The organism is Vibrio sp. 1F253 (assembly GCF_041439295.1).
GTDB classification, from domain to species: Bacteria; Pseudomonadota; Gammaproteobacteria; order Enterobacterales; family Vibrionaceae; genus Vibrio; species Vibrio tasmaniensis_A.
The window spans coordinates 1-19112 of record NZ_JBGONU010000052.1; the positions used below are offsets into that span (position 1 = coordinate 1).

The 19112-nt window shown below is 44.6% G+C and carries 19 protein-coding genes and 1 riboswitch; of the genes, 13 read left to right on the forward strand and 6 right to left on the reverse strand.

Annotated elements, in window-relative coordinates; all coding sequences use genetic code 11:
- Nucleotides 1-471: 471 nt before the first annotated feature.
- Nucleotides 472-1131 (reverse strand): glutathione S-transferase family protein, encoded by a 660-nt coding sequence (locus tag ACED28_RS19375; protein WP_371710511.1) that lies wholly within the window; start codon nucleotides 1129-1131, stop codon nucleotides 472-474.
- 496 nt (nucleotides 1132-1627) lie between these two features.
- Here ACED28_RS19375 and ACED28_RS19380 point away from each other — a divergent pair, with 496 nt between their 5' ends.
- The 11 genes from ACED28_RS19380 (at nucleotide 1628) to thiM (ending at nucleotide 11813) form a co-directional block, all read left to right on the forward strand.
- Nucleotides 1628-2725 (forward strand): YdcF family protein, encoded by a 1098-nt coding sequence (locus tag ACED28_RS19380; RefSeq protein WP_009844828.1) that lies wholly within the window; start codon nucleotides 1628-1630, stop codon nucleotides 2723-2725.
- 130 nt (nucleotides 2726-2855) lie between these two features.
- A complete protein-coding gene (locus ACED28_RS19385; RefSeq protein WP_009844829.1) occupies nucleotides 2856-3107 on the forward strand; it encodes a DUF2999 family protein in 252 nt (83 codons plus the stop codon).
- 422 nt (nucleotides 3108-3529) lie between these two features.
- Entirely contained in the window at nucleotides 3530-4558 is a 1029-nt protein-coding gene (locus ACED28_RS19390; protein WP_371710512.1) for a DUF4382 domain-containing protein, read from the forward strand.
- Nucleotides 4559-4737: 179 nt separating this feature from the next.
- On the forward strand, nucleotides 4738-5466 hold the full coding sequence (locus ACED28_RS19395) for an AraC family transcriptional regulator (RefSeq protein WP_029223732.1): 729 nt from the start codon (nucleotides 4738-4740) through the stop codon (nucleotides 5464-5466).
- Nucleotides 5467-5551: 85 nt separating this feature from the next.
- A complete protein-coding gene (locus ACED28_RS19400) occupies nucleotides 5552-6463 on the forward strand; it encodes a DMT family transporter (protein ID WP_371710513.1) in 912 nt (303 codons plus the stop codon).
- A 98-nt stretch (nucleotides 6464-6561) separates the two neighbouring features.
- A riboswitch (TPP riboswitch) is annotated at nucleotides 6562-6673 on the forward strand.
- 96 nt (nucleotides 6674-6769) lie between these two features.
- Nucleotides 6770-7678 (forward strand): bifunctional hydroxymethylpyrimidine kinase/phosphomethylpyrimidine kinase, encoded by a 909-nt coding sequence (gene thiD / locus ACED28_RS19405; protein ID WP_371710514.1) that lies wholly within the window; start codon nucleotides 6770-6772, stop codon nucleotides 7676-7678.
- Nucleotides 7668-8426, forward strand: a complete 759-nt coding sequence (locus ACED28_RS19410) for an ABC transporter ATP-binding protein (protein ID WP_371710515.1) — start codon at nucleotides 7668-7670, stop codon at nucleotides 8424-8426. The genes thiD and ACED28_RS19410 overlap by 11 nt, the downstream gene beginning before the upstream one ends.
- Nucleotides 8419-9234 (forward strand): ABC transporter permease, encoded by an 816-nt coding sequence (locus ACED28_RS19415; protein ID WP_371694549.1) that lies wholly within the window; start codon nucleotides 8419-8421, stop codon nucleotides 9232-9234. Before ACED28_RS19410 ends, ACED28_RS19415 begins: the two co-directional genes overlap by 8 nt.
- 119 nt (nucleotides 9235-9353) lie before the next feature.
- A complete protein-coding gene (locus ACED28_RS19420) occupies nucleotides 9354-10310 on the forward strand; it encodes an ABC transporter substrate-binding protein (protein ID WP_104214947.1) in 957 nt (318 codons plus the stop codon).
- An 8-nt stretch (nucleotides 10311-10318) separates the two neighbouring features.
- Nucleotides 10319-10999 carry a thiaminase II gene (tenA, locus tag ACED28_RS19425; RefSeq protein ID WP_017077477.1) on the forward strand — a complete coding sequence of 227 codons (681 nt, stop codon included), beginning with the start codon at nucleotides 10319-10321 and terminating at the stop codon, nucleotides 10997-10999.
- Between the two features lie 28 nt (nucleotides 11000-11027).
- Nucleotides 11028-11813 carry a hydroxyethylthiazole kinase gene (gene thiM, locus ACED28_RS19430; protein WP_371710516.1) on the forward strand — a complete coding sequence of 262 codons (786 nt, stop codon included), beginning with the start codon at nucleotides 11028-11030 and terminating at the stop codon, nucleotides 11811-11813.
- A gap of 151 nt (nucleotides 11814-11964) precedes the next feature.
- Here the strand turns inward: thiM and ACED28_RS19435 are convergent, their stop codons facing one another.
- Nucleotides 11965-13908 carry a methyl-accepting chemotaxis protein gene (locus ACED28_RS19435; protein WP_371710517.1) on the reverse strand — a complete coding sequence of 648 codons (1944 nt, stop codon included), beginning with the start codon at nucleotides 13906-13908 and terminating at the stop codon, nucleotides 11965-11967.
- A 260-nt stretch (nucleotides 13909-14168) separates the two neighbouring features.
- Between ACED28_RS19435 and thiE the strand changes: the two genes are divergently transcribed.
- Nucleotides 14169-14786, forward strand: coding sequence for a thiamine phosphate synthase (gene thiE / locus ACED28_RS19440; protein WP_102308488.1), 618 nt, complete (start codon nucleotides 14169-14171; stop codon nucleotides 14784-14786).
- 124 nt (nucleotides 14787-14910) lie between these two features.
- On the opposite strand, the gene ACED28_RS19445 is transcribed toward thiE, so the two are convergent.
- Together ACED28_RS19445 and ACED28_RS19450 are read right to left on the reverse strand one after the other, a co-directional pair.
- Nucleotides 14911-15255, reverse strand: coding sequence for a thiamine-phosphate diphosphorylase (locus tag ACED28_RS19445; protein WP_065104613.1), 345 nt, complete (start codon nucleotides 15253-15255; stop codon nucleotides 14911-14913).
- 417 nt (nucleotides 15256-15672) lie between these two features.
- Nucleotides 15673-16575 carry a LysR family transcriptional regulator gene (locus ACED28_RS19450; protein ID WP_371710518.1) on the reverse strand — a complete coding sequence of 301 codons (903 nt, stop codon included), beginning with the start codon at nucleotides 16573-16575 and terminating at the stop codon, nucleotides 15673-15675.
- 138 nt (nucleotides 16576-16713) lie between these two features.
- On the opposite strand from ACED28_RS19450, the gene ACED28_RS19455 reads away from it, so the two are divergent.
- Nucleotides 16714-17151: a PACE efflux transporter gene (locus ACED28_RS19455; protein WP_371710519.1), complete on the forward strand. Its 438-nt coding sequence runs from the start codon at nucleotides 16714-16716 to the stop codon at nucleotides 17149-17151.
- A 195-nt stretch (nucleotides 17152-17346) separates the two neighbouring features.
- On the opposite strand, the gene ACED28_RS19460 is transcribed toward ACED28_RS19455, so the two are convergent.
- Entirely contained in the window at nucleotides 17347-17814 is a 468-nt protein-coding gene (locus ACED28_RS19460) for a hypothetical protein (protein WP_012600934.1), read from the reverse strand.
- Between the two features lie 289 nt (nucleotides 17815-18103).
- On the reverse strand, nucleotides 18104-19099 hold the full coding sequence (locus ACED28_RS19465) for a helix-turn-helix domain-containing protein (protein ID WP_371710520.1): 996 nt from the start codon (nucleotides 19097-19099) through the stop codon (nucleotides 18104-18106).
- Nucleotides 19100-19112 lie beyond the last annotated feature (13 nt).

Genomic DNA, 19112 nt, shown 5'->3' on the forward strand with positions numbered 1-19112 from the left:
TTTATCGCCCAAACTGGTTAAATTTTAACAGTGACAACTATCCTGCCAGAGGGGGCTCACGAGCCATTGACCTTTCTGGAAAAATACTCTTATTGTCACTCATTGTTTTAACACCCAATTTAATTTGTTATGAATTCTACTGATGCAAGAAAAAAAATTATCCTAAATGAATAGTGATTTTAACTAAATTACTATGAGTGCGGAGAATCTCACATACCTTTCATTGGTCTAGTTGGTATGTGTCAGGTATAAAATAATAAATCGTAGATAAAGGGGCTGGGGTTAGTGAAAACGGGTCTTCCAACTAAGATGCTTATGCTTTAATAGCCCTACATTCATAGCTGTTCTTTAATTTAGTCAAGACCAAGATGCATGAATTTGAATTTTTCAATAACGAAGAGCCACATTGAGCGGCTCTCGCTATTTTAGACTTAGTCGTCGCTTCGAACAGTGTTAAGCCTTAAGTCTCTTCTACTTTGCATAATTCGAAGGAAACAGTGCTCGTTTCGCTTCTTCATCACGTTCGGTTTTAAATTCAATGCCGTTACCAATCTCGCGAGCGCGAATTGCAACAGGACGGGCGTTGATTGCGTTAAACCAACGCTTCAAATTCGGGTAAGGTTCTAGGCCTCCTTCACCAAGCACAACCGGTGCTTTATCAATCCAACCCCATGCCGCGACATCGACGATGGTGTACTCATTTCCGACGAAAAACTCACGACCTTCCATATGCTTTTCTAACACTTCGTAATGACGTTGTGCTTCACGTAGGTAACGGTTCACTGATGGTGCAGCATGACGGAAGTGTACTGATTGGCCAGAGTATGGACCAAGGCCGCTCGCGATAAACATCATCCAAGAGAGCAGTTCGGCTCTGTCTTCTGGTTGTCCCGCTAGCTTGCCTGTTTTCTCTGATAGGTACAAAAGGATGGCATTAGAATCGAACACACGCTGCCCATCGTCTTCAATGGCTGGTGTTTTTCCGTTCGGGTTTATTAAGCGATATTCCGGAGTGTGTTGCTCGCCCTTTAAGGTATCAACAGGAACGAGTTCAAAATCTAGGCCTGTCTCTTCTAGAAACAGAGCGATCTTCATTGGGTTGGGTGTTTGGTGAAAATAGAACTTAAGCATGGGGTAACTCCTTGTATTGTTGATTCATTAAAGTACCACTTGAACGATCGTTCAATAATTGATTTTGAATTATTTGAAAATATGTCGATTCGCATTTAGAGGCCATACGTTTAGAACTTAGTTATCCGGGGGAGGGTTAACATCCAACAATTCGGTGTGTTGGGTTTTAAGTTGTTGAAAAATGAGCTTAAAGTTGCTGTTTAGGCGTGTTATTTTCTGTGGAGTTTGGATTTGTGATTGGCGGTTTTCGGTGGAATAGGGCGCATGGATATCGCAGTTAGATATTCCAAAATGATCGGTGAATTCCCCTTTAAACCAAAATTATCTCGATGCGCAGGCTTATTGGTAAGTTCAAAATCGTGATCTGTTGCCACATCTTATGCAACAAATAAATATTAACCTTGGAGAGTAAGGTTTGGTTCACGGTTTTTTAATCTTGGGGGCTTACATTGGGGAGCAAATCTGATGTGAACACTTAACGACACAGGATCTTTCCATGAAAAAGAACATTATCGCCCTCGCTCTTGGTGGCATGCTGGCTTTTGGCGCAACACCTTATTCTTTTGCCGCTAACGATGGCGCAGTACAAGCTTCAGCAGATTACGCGCAGTTGGTGACTAAGCGACAAGTTGTCGACCAATTACTTCTTGATGCGTTGCAGGCGTTTAAGTCTCCGGCAAGAATTTCTCACGCGGGCTTCACGGCCAAAATGCCAAGCAACATGGAAATTGTGACTAACCGATTGTTAGAAGCGTACCAGCTAGAACCTTACCGTACTGATTTGCTTATCTCGGCTGCGAACGCTCAGATCTACAACAAGAACGCAGAGCGCGCTATTGAGTTGTTTGAACAAGCACTGACGGTTGCGCCAGACGATGTCGACCTTCATGCGTATCTAGCGGTTTGGCAGCGATTTGAAGGCAATGACAGTGAATCGAATAAGCACATGGAGAAGCTAGAAAGCCTGAATAAAGGTAAAGCAGAAGACATCAAACGTATTTTTGCAACGGTCGACCGCGTGTTAGAAACACCTCTTAAAGAGTCTGCGGATAAGGGACTGTTGAGCGACCACGGTGCCATCGTCACTTTGGGCTACGCGCTTAACCCTGATGGTTCTATGCATGAGATCTTGATTGAACGTCTTGAAACGACATTAGCAATGTCGAAAGCGAACCCAGACGCGATGATCGTGTTAACCGGCGGCGTGCCTAAGAACCATAAGACAGAAGGGAAGTTAATGGCGGATTGGCTTATCTCAAAAGGGGTAAGCAAAGACCGCATCATTGAAGAGAACTACGCGACCAGCACGGTAGGCAATGCCTTGTTCAGTAGCTATGCGCTTGCTCGTCATGATATTAAACATGCGACCATTATCAGCTCGGCAAGCCATGTTCGTCGTGGTCAAACTCTGTTTGAAATTGCTAGCTGGCAAACTGGTCCTCAGGGCATTACCTTCGATACGGTTTCTTACCCAGATAAGCCGCTAGAAGATCTTAAGAAAGCGAGCAGTGGTGAGCTTCTAGGCATCTACCGTGACGCTCTAAGAACGTATGGTATGTGGAGCTACCGCTCTTACCCATTGGAATCTCGTTAAGCCCAAGCATTATTTGCGTTTGGGAAAAGCACAGTTCGTGTTAAACCAAAGCTTCACTTGCTAGTACAATCGAGCACAGCTAGATGGTATGCTGTGCTCCTACTTAATTTAGTGTTTCAAAGGCAAAAAAATGAACCCGATTTTAGCAATGTTGAAAGAGAACAATATTAGCGACGAGCAGATCAGCGAGATATTCAAGACGTTGACCGAAAATCCTCTTGCAGCAATGGCGACAATCAGCCAACTTGGTTTACCTCAAGACAAACTTCAAATGCTGATGGGTCAGGTAATGCAAAACCCTGCGCTAATCAAAGAAGCAGTTGAAGAGCTTGGCCTAGATTTTTCTAAGGTTGAAGCCGCTAAAGAGCAACTTCAAAAATAAGTGAGTTTGACTGAGCTGATATCGTCTTAGCTTAATCAAAATTCAATGAAAAGGTCGTTTAAGTTCAGCAATAGGCTGTCTTAACGGCCTTTTTTGATCTTGGTAGCGATTATTCACGTTGATCAAGTTGCTTAAAATCATCCTCTCCGACCCTATGCATACCGACCATTTCAACACAATTGACAGCAACCTTGCCAAATATGGGCGACTACTGACAATTTACTTACTAGACTTAATTAACCTATGTGCGACCTGATATGTGCACCTTGATGAACAGAGTTTTTGGATGAAGAAAGCCCCAAATAACAGGGCTAACCGATTTGGGCCATAAGCGCGGTTTATCTATGAGTCACATTAAGGAAAAGAATAAGAGGGCACTCAAATAAGCCCTTTATTGAGCAGTGATTTATAGGAAATTGATTATGAAGTATTTAAAGGAAACCGCTTTAGCAAGCCTTGTGCTGGCTGGGCTTGTTGGTTGTGGCGGTGATTCAGGTTCATCAAGCAGCACGACACCGATTACCTTGAGCGTAAGTGATGCGCCCATTGATGATGTTAAAGACGTCACTGTGACATTCAGTAAGGTGGCTTTACTTCCGGGACAGGGAGGTACGCCATTGGTTTATGACGTGTATAAAACGGACGAAAACGGTAACTACGTGGACAAAAACGGTGACCCATTGCCAGATGGTGAGGATCCTATTCCATTAAGTGTTAATTTATTGGATTACCAAGGCAGCGAGGCGCTTCCTTTGATCAAAAATGAGGTCATCCCGGTCGGCAGTTATAAGTTGTGTGTGTTTGCCCATGATGGTGACCACCCAACAACACCTTCTTACGTTATAGAAAACGATGATACGAACCGTCAGTTAACTGTGAAAGGTGAAGGTGCATGCCCGCAAGGTGTGGGTAAAGAAGATAACGCTGGTGTGCTGTATTTTAACAACTCATTCAATGTGAACCAACAGAGTAACGATTTTGTTGTTGAGTTCGATCTGAGACGCGGCTTAAAGAACAGTTCAAGTCTCCCTGATTACACCGTTCAAAGAACATCTGTGAGCCTTATCAATACGGTTGAGACAGGAAACATTGAAGGTACTGTAGCGACAACAACTTTTGGATCTTGTAACCCTACAAATGACAATACCTTCGTTCAATCGGTTTATTTGTATGAAGGTGACATCGTTAAAGCTGACATGGCACCAATTGGTGGTCCTGCGGAGAAAAAACCGATCACTTCAGCGTCAGTGACATTGAATAAAGCGCAGACCAACTATGAGTTTTCTCTGGGCTTCATTGATTCAGGTACTTACTCTTTAGGCTATACCTGTACTGCACAGCATGACAGTGATGAAGACAATGCCGATCCGGTTGCTGATGGTTTTGAAATCTATGATGTTCAAAATAGCGTTCAGGTAGTAGTTGGTCAAGAAAGCCAAGTATCGTTTTAAACTTTTAACGTGATTTACCACTCTAATAAATACGGCCTCTCAATTAGAGTAGAGGCCGTTTTTGATCACGTCACCTAGTTAGCATGAATTTGATGAGCATTGAGTATGACTCTAGGGAAGTGATAATGTAACGTTGTCTCTCTTACTTTAACCTAGCGAAATGTATTCCGGTGTTGCTCATGAAATCTAGCTTAAGCATTCGATCTTACACCAAGCAATTTAATACCCATGCTCATGATGACCATCATCAATTGGTATTGCCGATCCAAGGCAGTATTAATATCGAAATGGTGGGGTATGTTGGCAAAGTGGCCGTTGGCGAATGTGTGGTGATTCCGGTAACCACAGCACATGCGTTTAAGGCGGATGAAGCCGCGCGGTTTATTGTCGCGGATATGGCGGAGTTGCCGCAGCACTTGTTAGAGCATGAGCTCTCGGTTTTTACGATCACACCACCTTTGATGAGCTTCTTGCTGTTTGTTGAGAAGCAGCTGGAATATCAGGTCGATAGTGGCATTGAGTCATCAGTTTTGGATGTGTTTTCATTGCTGTTAGAGCAACAACAAGTCAGCAAGAGCATCGACCCAAGAATCCGTGCGGTACAAAGGCTGATAGCGGATAATTACACGCAGCCGTTATCCATTTCACAACTTGCAGAAACGGCCTGTTTGAGCCCCACTCAATTCAAAAAACGCTTCAAAGAATGTCTGGGCATCAGTGCGCTTAAATACATCACTCGATATCGTATGGAGAAAGCCCAAGCCTTGTTAACTCACACCGATTTACCGGTTCAATTGATTGCTGAAAATGTGGGATATAGTGATGTTTCTGCTTTCAGTCGTCGCTTCTCTCAGCACTTTGGTATGTCCCCAAGGGCGTTTCTAGGCTCAATGAAAGAGAGTCTTTAGAAACAACAATAGCGTCCTTTTGGCAAACTAAATCTTATCAATTTTCACTATTATCTATTTCAGAACTGAAAATTGGGTAATAGAAATGAGTCTTGCCATCAATCGCGTTAACGAATTCCAAACGGGCACTTTAGCCATCTTGTTTGCTTCTATTTTATGGGGCACGACAGGCACCGCCGCAAGTTTTGCTCCTGATCTAAGCCCATTAGCAATTGGCGCTTTTTCTATGGGCGTCGGTGGCCTAATACAAGCGGGCTTGGCGTATCGAAAAATCCTATTCGCTTTCGACAAGCTTTTACAGAACAAGAAGCTGTTGGCAGCGAGTGCTTTGGCGGTCTATCCTTTAGCTTTCTATTCTTCAATGAAATTATCAGGTGTGGCGATTGGTACCGTGGTTTCGATTGCGACCGCACCTTTCTTTTCGGCACTGTTAGAGTGTCTGATTAGCAAAAAGAATAATATCAACAAACGTTGGCTCACTAGCTTTGCGATTGGTGTGGTAGGTATTGGATTGTTGGTGTTTTCAGAATCTTCATCGGCGAACGCATCCGGTGATGATCTCAAGCTGTTAGGTATTGGCTTAGGTCTGGTCGCTGGGTTGTGTTACGCCATTTATTCTTGGGCGACCAAAGCACTGATCGATAAAGGGATTAAGTCACAAGCGGCGATGGGCAGTATTTTTGGCCTCGGTGCAATGCTGTTGCTGCCAACGCTCTGGTTTACTGGTGAGAACCTGTTCTCCTCGCAGATTAACGTATTAGTCATCAGCTATCTGACGTTAATCCCACAATGCTTGGGCTATATCGCGTTCAGTTTTGGTTTACGCCACGTGACTGCGAGCAGTGCCAATCTGCTGACTCTGTTTGAACCGGTAGTTGCAGCGGTGCTTGCGGTCTGTGTTGTCGGTGAGCTGATTCCTTTTATAGGCTGGTTAGGTATGTCTCTGATTGTGTTGTGCTTGTTTATACAGTCGAATCCATCTAAAGGAACGTTATAAGTATTTGTTTTATAGAGCCTAATTGAAATTTATTCATGCGTAATTAGTATAATTGAATAAAATGAGTATCTCAGTTTTAAGAGTGCTGTTATTATCGCTATCAATAGTCGGGGGGCATATACCTTATTTGGTGTTTGCTGAGATCGTTAGTCGAGACCCGTTGAACCTGATTCAGTTAACACTGGCGTAGGGAACTATAAGCACTCGATCTACGTCTGCACCCATGAAAGCTTTCATGAGCCTAATGCGACTTCTCCTTCGATCGGTGTTCGTTCTCCTACGTCTTGTAAGATAGTAGGAGCGACAATGACACACAGTTCTATTTCAAAAGATTTAACGCCAAAAGCCTCAACTCCAAAATCCTCAACACAGCGGCACTCTGCTGAAGACACGATTCGCACGAACACTCCGATTGTATTGACTATCGCAGGCTCAGACAGTGGTGGCGGTGCAGGTATCCAAGCTGATATTAAAGCTATGTCTGCTACCGGTAGTTTCGCTTGTTCGGTAATTACCGCTATCACTTCCCAGAACACTCAAGGCGTGTCAGCCATTTTTCCTATCCCGCTCGACCATGTCGCTAGCCAGTTAGATGCGGTTTTTACTGATCTCAATATCGTGGCAGTAAAAGTCGGCATGTTGGCTGATTCTCAAATCATCAAAGTCGTTGCTGACAAAATCAAACAGTACCAGCCTAAACATTTAGTGATTGACCCTGTCATGGTCGCGACAAGTGGAGACCTTCTTTTAGAAAACTCAGCAATTACGACGCTGAAACAAGAGTTGATTCCGCTGGCAGACATTATCACCCCTAACTTGCCAGAAGGCGCGGCACTTACAGGCAAAGCCGTACCTGAAAGCGAAGCGGAAATGCAGGGTATGATTGAAGATCTACGCGCTTTAGGTGCAAAAGCAGTCCTACTAAAAGGCGGTCACTTGGAGAAGGATGAGAACAGTAATGACCTACTGATTCTCCCGACGACGTCTGCCTTGATTAGCGCGAAGCGTTTCCCGACTAAAAACACTCACGGTACGGGTTGTACGCTCTCTTCTGCCATTGCTTCTTTCTTGGCTCAAGGCAACACGCTGGCAGAAGCTGTCGACCTAGGCAAACAATACATTTCTCACGCGATTGCTCATGCTGATGAGTTGCAAGTCGGTCAAGGCCACGGCCCTGTAAATCACTTCTTCGCTGGACACGGTAATGTTCGTTAATACGGTTGGGGTTCAACTCAGCAATGCCACCTTGCGTTATCGCGATAGTGAATATGCCACCTTATCGGGACTATCACTGAGCATAAACGCGGGTAAGTGGACTGTGCTACTTGGTCGCAGTGGGTGCGGGAAAACCACGGTATTGCGATACCTAGCGGGTTTACTCGATGACAAAGTTGAATGGCAGGGCACATTGGCAACCTCTGATGAACTGCCTCTAACCGATCGCATAGCATACATGGCGCAGCAGGATTTGTTACTGCCATGGCTGTCGGTTATCGACAATGTTTGCCTAAGTCATCGCTTTCAAAATCCAGTTTCTGATAAAGCACGGCAAACCAATCAAGCACTAGAGTTGTTAGCTGCGGTTGGTTTGGCTGATCAGGCGTCTACTATGCCGGATCAATTGTCTGGAGGTATGCGTCAGCGAGTTGCTTTGGCTCGCACCTTAATGCAAGACAAGCCAGTGGTGCTGATGGATGAACCGTTCTCTGCGCTGGATGCGGTAACAAGACACAAGCTGCAAAGTTTAGCGTGTGAACTGCTAAAAGGTAAAACCGTTGTGTTGATCACCCATGATCCACAAGAAGCGGTGCGTTTGGCGGATAACTTGTATGTGTTGCAAGGCACACCTGCGAGTGCACAGTCTTTATCTGTGCCCAACACGGCCACACCAAGAGTGTTAGACGGTGAATGTGCTGAGCTGCAACAAGCGATCTTAGATCAGTTGGAGCGTGATTATGAATGACCTAACACGAAGCGAAGCTGTGATCCGTTCAGCTAACACACAGATCACGACTAAGCGCCCTCGTCAGATGAATCCCGTTATGCGTTTGCTGATCAGCAGTGCTGTGATTCTAGGTTTATGGCAATTGGTGGTGGTTATCTTCGAGATGCCTAGCTTCATTCTGCCAGCGCCTGCAGAAGTCTTTTTAAAACTTATTGAACGTTACGATGTGCTACTCAAACACACTTGGGTGACTGCGCAGGAAATCCTACTTGGTCTATTGCTCGGTTTATCTATGGGGCTGTTTTTCGCTCTGCAGATGTTGATGTTCGAACCGCTGAAACGCTGGTTGTTGCCTATCTTAATCGCTAGCCAAGCGATTCCTGTATTTGCGATTGCGCCAGTATTGATGCTGTGGCTGGGTTATGGCATCGCATCAAAAGTCGTCATGGCGGCGATCATTATCTTCTTCCCCGTGACCACTTGTTGTTACGACGGTCTGCGAAATACACCGACTGGTTATCTTGATCTTGCTAAGACCATGGGTGCATCGAAATGGCAATTGCTCCGTTATATCCAATTGCCTGCTGCATTGCCAACACTGGCGTCTGGCATTCGTGTGGCTGTGGTTATTGCCCCAATTGGTGCGGTTGTCGGCGAGTGGGTCGGTTCGAGTGAAGGGCTGGGTTACCTAATGCTGCAAGCCAACGCACGCATGATCATTGATGAAATGTTTGCGGCCTTATTCATCTTGGCGGTGCTGTCTATCTCGCTCTACTTCATCACAGACAAGTTACTCAAAAAAGCTATCCCTTGGGAAAACCAATGATGGTTCGCTCAATAACACTTTGTTTAATAAAGCTTCGCTCACGCTATTTATCTAAACCAAACTTCGTTAAAAATTAGCTCGATACACACAACAATAATATTCAAAAGGAAAGGTTAACTATGAAAAATACCAAATTGGTAGGTGCAGTGGCACTGCTTGCTTCATTGGTTTCAGGTCATGCTCTAGCGGACTCTGAACAGAAGAAACTGACACTGATGTTGGATTGGTTTGTGAACCCGAACCACGGCCCGATTGTGATTGCTCAAGAGCGTGGCTACTTTGCTGACCAAGGCTTAGAGGTTGAAATCCAAGAGCCAGCCGACCCAAGCACGCCAGCAAAATTGGTCGCAGCAGGTAAGGTCGACCTTGCAGTCACTTACCAACCAAGCTTAACCATGGATGTAGCGGCAGGTTTACCTCTTGTTCGTGCGTCTACTCTTATCGCAACGCCACTGAACACACTAATGGTTTTGGATAACGGCAAGAACGATTCGTTAGCGGATCTGAAAGGCAAAAAGATCGGTATTGCGATTGCGGGTAACGAAGAAGCGACCATCGGCACCATGCTAGCGCAAGAAAATGTTGCGTTTACAGACGTGCAAACCATCAATGTCGGTTGGGCACTGTCGTCTTCATTGGCATCAGGCAAGGTAGACGCAATTTGGGGTGGCTTACGTAACTTCGAAACTAACCAGTTAGCCCTTGAAGGCTTTAAAGCGAAAGCATTCTTCCCAGAAGAGCACGGTGTACCCGCTTACGACGAGCTTATCTTTGTTGCGAACGCAAAGCAGCACGACGACGAAGCGATCAAAGCGTTCAACAAAGCACTTGAGCAAGCAACGACTTACATTGTGAACCATCCACAAGATTCATGGAGTGAGTTTGTGGCGTATTCACCAGATACGTTGAACAACGAACTTAACCAACGCGCATGGAACGACACGCTGACTCGTTTTGCGCTTCGCCCTTCTGCAGTTGACCTGAAACGTTACGACGATTACGCACAGTTCATGTTCGACAAAGGCATTATCAAATCACTACCAAAAGCCGCAGATTACGTACCGACTTTTGACTAAGGAATCTCATGAAATACCAAGACTTAATCCAAGCTTGTCAGCAAGATTGGCAAGACTACACTGAGCATGATTTTGTTAAAACGCTGGCAAACGGCACTCTCGCTCAGCCGTGTTTTCTGCATTACTTGAAGCAAGATTTTCTGTTCTTAAAACAGTATGCCCGCGCTTATGCGTTGGCGATTTACAAGGCAAAAACCTTGGCTGATATGCGTCGTGCACTGCCTAGTGTTCATGCTCTGCTAGATTCTGAAATCTCTCACCACGTGACTTACTGTGGTCAGTGGGGTTTAACCGAATCGGATTTAGAAAACGAACCTGAAGATTTCGGCACAGTCGCTTACACGCGCTACGTTCTAGATGCGGGTATGACGGGTGATCTTGTCGACTTATATGCAGCACTGGCTCCGTGTTCAATTGGTTACGCTGTTATCGGTAAAGCGCTGTTAGAAAGCAGTGATACTGTATTAGAAGGCAACCCATATGCGAGCTGGTTGCAACTGTATGGCGGTGAAGAGTTCCAGTCTGGTGTGGCAACGGGCGCGGAATACTTCAATCAACTGCTTGCTGAAATTGATATCAACAGCGAGCGCGGTCAGAACATCGTTCATATCTTCAAAACCGCAACGCGTATGGAAGTGGCTTTTTGGCAGCAAGGGCTGAATGCACTTAATGACTCAACCTCGGCTTAAAACGACTTTCACGAATAAGGATTTACCCATGCTAACTGAACAAATCATTCAATCGTTGCGCGCAGTACGAGAGCAAAAACCACTGGTTGTGAACATTACCAACTACGTCGTGATGAACAATACGGCCAATGCGTTATTGGCGATTGGCGCTTCACCTATCATGGCGCACTCACAACAAGAACTGGCTGAGATGATGTCTTTCTCTGGCGCGCTTGTGATTAACATTGGCACACTTGATAGTGTTTGGACGCCAAGAATGTGTTTTGCTGTAGAACAAGCCAACGCGAACAACAAGGTAGTGGTTCTTGACCCGGTGGGTTGTGGCGCAAGTACGCTGCGTACCGAGACTTCTCGTGAAATTGCACGTTTAGCGGATAAGTTAATCATTCGTGGTAATGCGTCTGAGGTTATCGCGTTAGCGGGCGAGCAAGCACAGAGCAAAGGCGTTGATGCGCTAGATAGCAGTGATGCTGCGGTAGGTGCTGCGCAATGCTTAGTGGCTGAATACGGTGCGAATGTGGTTATTTCCGGTGAGACAGATTACGTTGTCACTAAAGACAGCGTTGTGACGTTAAACAATGGTCACCCAATGATGCCGTATGTGACGGGCATGGGTTGTACGCTAACAGCGCTGACGGGTGCTTTCGCGGCTGTCGGTGATGACAGTGGTTTGGCTGCTGCAGCGGTATTGGGTGTGGTTGGCGAAATCGCGGCGGAAAACTCACGTGGCCCAGGTAGCTTGCAAATGAACTTACTTGATGAGTTATATCAATTGGATGAAGAGACTCTGATTCAACGTTTGAAGATTCAGTAGATTCAATCTGGCTATAAGCATTTAGCTCACTAAAAAGCCCCCAACACGAATGTGCTGGGGGCTTTCTTATTATATAAACCGTGTTCGCTATGTTTTCAATAAGCGAGGCTCTAAATAACAGAGACTTTGAATAACAGAGACAGAAAGTTAGCTAGGTTCTAAATCGATTCACTTGGTTTTCTAAGTGATGAGCAACTTCGGTTAAGTCGCTCGCTGCGCCAGAAATGCTGCTTACAGACTCTTGGTTGCTCTGCGCGATGGTATTGGCACCTTGCGCGTTTTCACCCAACGACTTGGTTAAGCAATCTTGCTCGTCAACAGATACTGCAATTTGGCTGTTGGCCTGATTCAAATCTTGAATGTGTTGGTTGATCACATGTAAGTTCTGAGAAGCTTGCTGTGCCTGAGTTGAAGCATCTGAAACCGTGCTGTGGCTCTCTTTGATCGACTCTAACGCATCTTTAGCGCCACGTTGCAGTGAGGTGATGAGTTCGTCAATCTGGCTTGCAGAATCTTGAGTACGCTTAGCTAGAGTTCTTACTTCGTCGGCTACTACTGCAAATCCACGACCTTGTTCACCTGCGCGCGCAGCTTCAATAGCTGCATTCAATGCCAACAGGTTGGTTTGTTCAGAAACGCCTTTGATGACTTCAAGAATGGCACCAATGTTCATCGACTCTTTGTGTAGGTCAGTCACTTTCTGGCTGCTCACCTGCATGCTTTCATCGGCGCTGCCAATTTCATGCAGTGTTTTGTCTACTTCTTTGAGTCCCATAGCGACATTCTCGGTTGCTTGGTTGGCAACTTGAGACGCGTGGTTAGCACTTGCAGCAATTTCTGATGTGCTTGAAGCCAATTGATCAACGGCAGAAGAGATATTGATCATCTCATTGTTCAACTGTGTTGCGTTAGTCGAGCTGTTGTTTGTCACCTGATTGAGTGACTCCGACATCTCACCAATACGTACACTAGAGCGGTTCACTTGACCAACAATATCGCGCAGAGATTCAATCGTAATCTCCATGTTGGTCAGCAGTTCGCCAATCTCATTTTTGCTCTCAATGTTCACTTCAACATTCAGGTTGCCCTGAGAAAGCTCATTGGTGATCTGTTTAACCTGTGCGATGCCTTTGGTAATAGAGCGAGTCACCAACACAGCGCTCGTCATGCCAATCACCAAAGCCACACCCGTTAGCAAGAAGATGATTTGAACTGAACGTTTTTCACTGGCTTGCAGTACCGGCGTGAGTGCTTGCTTTTGTTGCTCTAGAATACTTTGAGCATCCGCGACCGCAATCGCTAAGCTGTCACCAATAGAGGCAAGGGTCGCAGTTCTTTGGGTGTTCTCAATCATCTGTTGATGAACTTGCTCAAAGCCTTTTGCATACGCTCCACGTTGGTTTGAGAAGTCTTCAATCAGCTCACTTTGATAAGGCGATGATTTGAGAGATTCAATGTCGCCTTCAATACCTGGTAGCGCGTATTCAAAGATATCTTTACCCGCCTCATAGGTTTTGAGGTCGTTGTTGTTTGAATAACTGAGTACGGTGATCTTGGCTGCGAGGAAATTCTCCATCAACATGCCCGCGTATAAGCTCGCGTTTGGATCATTGTTATTGTAAGACTCATACAACAAACTTTGAGCAGCTTTCAGTGCGTTGGTTTCTCGTTGGACCATCTCAACGTTGACCAGTTGGTCTATGAGAAGCTCACTCTGTTTCATTGAACCATAAGCCACATCAAACGCCGCCACACTGTCTTGCACTAATTGCAGGCTAGCTAGGCTATCGGTTTTGGTGGTGGATTGGATTAAGTTGTTGAGCAGTTCATCAATCGCAAGTTTACTTGATTGATAATTCGTTTCGTACTGTTCATCCAATGACTCTAAGTAACGTTCAGAAGCTAAACGCATCTGAAGAAAGTGCACTTGAATGTTGCTTGATAATGTCGCTTTTTGGCTGAGCTCACTGTATTGGCTAAAGCCGTTCGACAAGGTTTGGATACCTTTGTAACTCACAAAGCCTGAAATGACGAAAAAGAGCAAGCAGATGGCATAACCTAGCTTGATCTTCAATGCTATAGAAAGGTGGCGCATAACTATCCCTATATTTACCTGATTCCTTCACTGCGAAGTATTCCATAAAACAGGGTTCTGGGCAGGCTTAAGTGAATAGTTTGTGTAATAAGTAACGCTTTCGTTAAAAAATCCGGTTTTTTAGTATCGCTTCAATGGGTTGCATATTTGTTGGAGCATGCTTAATTGAGCTAATTGTTTATTAACTTCCATGCACATGATGCAAATTGTCGGTAAAATAGTACAACGCCAATTTTAGACATCGACTCCAAAGGTACGAAATGAACCCTTATAAGCTCTATTTAGTAACGGATGACCAACAAGATTTAGAAACGCTTAAGTTTGTGGTTGAACAAGCGGTTGCGGGTGGCGTCACTATGGTTCAAGTGAGAGAAAAGCACGGAGATGTAAGAGCCTTCATTGAACGAGCACAAGCCGTAAAGTCGATTTTGGCAGGTTCTGGTGTACCGCTGATCATTAACGATCGGGTAGACGTTGCATTGGCTGTCGACGCCGATGGTTTGCACTTAGGGCAATCGGATATGCCTGCAGAGTTAGCACGCCAGTTGATAGGTCCAGATAAGATTCTTGGGTTATCAATTGAAACTGAACAGCAGTTACAAGAAGCCGATAGCTTACCGATCGATTACATTGGCCTCAGTGCGCTTTTTGCCACACCGACCAAGACGAATCTAAAGAAACATTGGGGCTATGATGGAATTAAAATGGCGTTGGAGACAACGAAGCTACCGATTGTCGGTATTGGTGGAATTAACGAATCGAACATCCCGCAGTTAGTTGAGAGCGGTATTCATGGGTTAGCACTGGTATCTGCGATATGTCACGCTGAAGATCCAAAACAAGCGACGCGGGATCTGTTGTCTCTGATGGGAGAGTGAAGGCTTTTAGACTAGAAAATAAATGAGTTTAACTGTTTGTTTTCTAGCTAAAACATAAGCACAGATATGTGCTTATGTTTATCGCTTGAGCTTTTAAGGCAATTTATTTAATACACAGTTTGGTTTACTGAGCGCATAAAGCAACAGTACCGATGATCATAAGAACGATCGCGGCATACCAACCGTATTGTGCGGTCTTATTAGCAACAAACACTTTAATGTAGTTGAGTTCTTCATGCGCCATTGCAATGAAGTCCGTGTAGTTAATCGATAACTCGCGGCTCGCTTCTTTCAAATCTTGCTGAAGTTTGTTGAAAGCCTCATCGATGAAGCCTTTTGTTTCTGAAACAGACGGAGTAGCAACCAAAGTTAAGCTATTCCAAACTGCCATACGCGATTCATATTCGCTTTCACTGACACAATTAAGTACGCGTAAATCATACTCTCGTTTGTTACGCTCTTTACCCATTTTCTCAGGGCAAATATTTCTTAAAACGTTCACGACAAATTTTCCAAAAGGTTCATTTAGATATAAAAAAGCACTCAAAGAGGGCTCATAAACTGGGTGCGAATCAATATTCAAAAGTGATCTATTTGAAGCTGTCACAAGTGGTTGCAGGGCAGGGGCACTTATGTGGGAGATTTGAAGTTGGGTCAGTGGTGTTAAAGAGCGATTTGGTTTTGTCGATATCAGTTTGATAAGACAAACCCTTTGGGATCGCATACTAGTTATGTCACTTTGGGATATCAACTAGGGTGTTTTATCCACACGACAAAGAAAATTATCGGCACAAAAAGTGGAAATGAGGTAGTGCTGGAGAAAACGCCACCGTCATTGATTTAGGATTCAGTTGCTGAAATAGGCTGAGCTCAAGAATTGGGGAGATTAGTTGGCTTGCCATTGATTGTTCTCTAATGAGTGGCCTTTTAGTTTTTCAAGTAAACTTGTTAACACTGGGCCATTGATATGGCTGCGAGACACTAAGCAACCCACTGGAGTAATCCAACCACCATGCTCGTGTGCCACTGGCAGTGCTACGAGATCACCTTTCTGAATCCCTTCCATCACCATCATTTCAGGCACATTTGCCCACCCTACGTTCTGTTCAACGAGATCGATGATCGTTTTGTGGTTGTTGGCATACCAAAGCATGGAGCTGATGCCATAGGTGAACCACAATTCGCGCTGCTTAGAACTACGATGCACACATTGGCGGTAGCGCTTTAGGTCTGAGTCTTGAACGACGGGCATTTGGCTCAGCTCGTGAGTGGCGGAGCTAACTGTAAGAAAACGTGCTTGACCCAGTAAGAAGAAGTCCATATCTACTTTAAGTTCACCATCCGCATAGATGATGCCTATCTGTGCTTTGCCGCGTCTGACTAAGTCTTCAACATCGAAGGTTGAGGTGGTAATAATATCGAAGTGTGTGATTGGAAACTGATCGGCTAGTGAGCTGATTATCTTAATGAAGTTCTTGTCTATGATGCTCTCATCAATGGCAATGATCAGTTCGTGTTCATCTTCTTGTGTCAGCGATTCTACTTTTTGGTCGAAGTACTTTTGTTGGTCGAGAATCGACTTAGCGACAGGCAATAAGGCTTTACCTGTGTTGGTCAAAACAGGGATGTTTTTCTCGCGGTTAAACAGCTCTTGGTTGATGGCAATTTCTAGGTTGGCGATCGATTGGCTGACACCAGACTGAGCGCGTTTCAGCTTGCGTGCTGCAGCAGAAAAAGAGCCACTTTCACACACGGTGACGAATACTTTTAGTTGCTCAAAACTGTACATGTTACTTCTCGCTCAATAGCAAATGGGATGATAATGCTCAGGCTATCACTAATCGTGATGGCTGTTAACTTTCTCTTATTATTTCCGATGACATAATCCGAGCTAATCCAACACAGACTAGATTATTTAGAGGAATGTATGAGTACGTTAGAAAGAGTGTTCCACTCAGTGTTATTCGAAGTTTTGGCCGTCACACTTTCAATTATGGGCTTGGCGATATTTACCGATCATGATGTGAATGCCTTATCAGGAACCATGATAGTTGTTGCGACCATCGCCATGATTTGGAACTACTGTTTCAACCGCATTTTTGATCGCTACTTCACGGGTGAAAAATCAAAGCGTTCGCTCAAGTTACGTGTTTTTCATGTCGTGCTATTTGAGGCAGGCTTGCTGGTGGCGACGATCCCAGTGATGGCTTACTTACTTGATGTGGGGATTTGGCAGGCATTTTTAATGGATATCGGCGTGACCATTTTTATTACCATTTACGCGTTTGTGTTTAATCTGATTTATGATCACGTGAGATCGTTCTTGGTACGCAGATCTTTCGCGGTTAAATTTGGAGCGAGCTAAAAGTGGTCTTAATCCTGGCGAGGGAGAAATAACCTCGTCATTCTAAGCTCATCTCCGTCAACACTCCCTCAAAAAAGCGCAAAACGCTTTTAACCGATCCTTCGGAAAGCGTTTTGCTTTTTAGTGATGCAACGTTATCGGCTTCCCGAGTAGCCCACTTATTGTTTGCTGTTCACTTGAAAACCGATAGAGCGCTTAGGCTTTTTCGGTTTTCTGCGTGTCATCCAATGCAAAGTAGATTTTAGAAACAATCACTTCGGCAACCAGAATGGTAAATACCACTGCAAAGAAGGCGACGACACCGTTCCAAGGCCCCGTGAAATCCACTTTGTCACCAAATAGAATGTTGATGGCTTCTAGCATCACGAATTTTGAACCGACGAGAATCACATAGCTCGACAGGCCTCTGTAGATCTTAGGGGCAGTGCCGGGTTTCGACTTGAAGTAATCCGCGAGCTTATGTTCTAAGCCGATGGATAACTTGAGCAACAGCTGTAGCAAAATCGCAGCAGCAAATGAGATGGTGAAAGACTCGATATTGACGAAATCCCAATATTCATCAAAAAAATTGAGAACGGTTAAATCAACGAGTACGGCGAGTGTGTAACCGACAAAGAGCCGTTGGGGCGTATTAAATCCATATACTTTTTCTATATTGCTCATCTACATCTTCCTGAGTAAAGGGTTATAAAAAACTTAGGAGATAAACTTATAACTTTCAAACGCTTATTATTTTATATGCGAAACAGCTCTTAAAGTGGGTGTGGCGCATTATGGTAAGTATCTCTGTCGAGATTGATCCAAGATGGTACTTCGACTTAAAGAGGAGTAAGTATGATTATTTATTTTAGGGTACAAGACGTAGAGGAGCTTTGGGGCGCGATAGATCTAGCGACACTCTTACAAATGGAACTGAGAGGGAGGCCAGATTGTACTTAGTCCAAAATTACATTTAGTCCAAAATTGAACGTTGGTAAATCTTCGGCGTAAGACCAGACACACACTTAAACGCCCGAGAAAAGTGAGAGATGTTGGTGTAACCGAGTTGGCTAGAGATATAGGTCAGCGTATGACCTTCTTCTATCAGCTCGCAAGCCACAGAAAACATTAGGTTTTCTTTGATCTTTCGATAGGTCGTATTTTCATTTTTGAGTTTGCGTTGGAACGTTCGCACTGAAAAGTTGAGCAGTTCAGCCGCTTCTTCAAGTGAGAGATCTTGTTCTTTCATGTAGGGCTTGAGTAGCTCATAAACGCTATCGGTAAAGCTAGTGTGCCACTCAATAAGCGTCGGTTTAGCACTGAGTTCTTTAGAGGTTAGGCGAATTGGGAGTTGTAAGATTTCTTCAGGAATCAGCACAGCCGTCGACGGCTGTTCAACAAACAGTTGGCAGCTACTTGGCACCAGTGTTTTGACGACATCGATGTCATGTCCTTGTAGACGCACCTTATTAGGTAACCATGGCGATTGGGATAAAATGGTTATTAATTCAATGATATATGTAATCGCAAAAGCTTCTCCCCATTGAAACATAGGGGAATTGTCTTCCGGGGCGGTTCGACAAAACCAGCTCTGACCGTGTTCTTGAATAAACTCGACCTTGCTCCCTGGGGAGTCGTAGGCAAAGATTGAATTGATCTGTTTTAGTGCATCACCAATGGTTTCGAATTCGGTAAATTGATGCAAGACATTTGGGATGATTCGACGTCGAAATGCGAGTCCAAGAATATCGGTGAACCGAGATACGCCGAGTTGTGCAGATGTAAGATAAATCAAACGCTTAATGGATTCCGATGGCACAAAATCACTTTCTGATTCGATAAGGTCGGGTGGTAAACCGGAATCTTTAAGCAACAGATGTAAATCAAGACCATAGTCAGAAAATACCTGAACCAGAATTTTAGCGTAGTTCGTTTGAATTACCGGGACTTGGTAGTGACTAGAGGTCATTGGAATACAATCC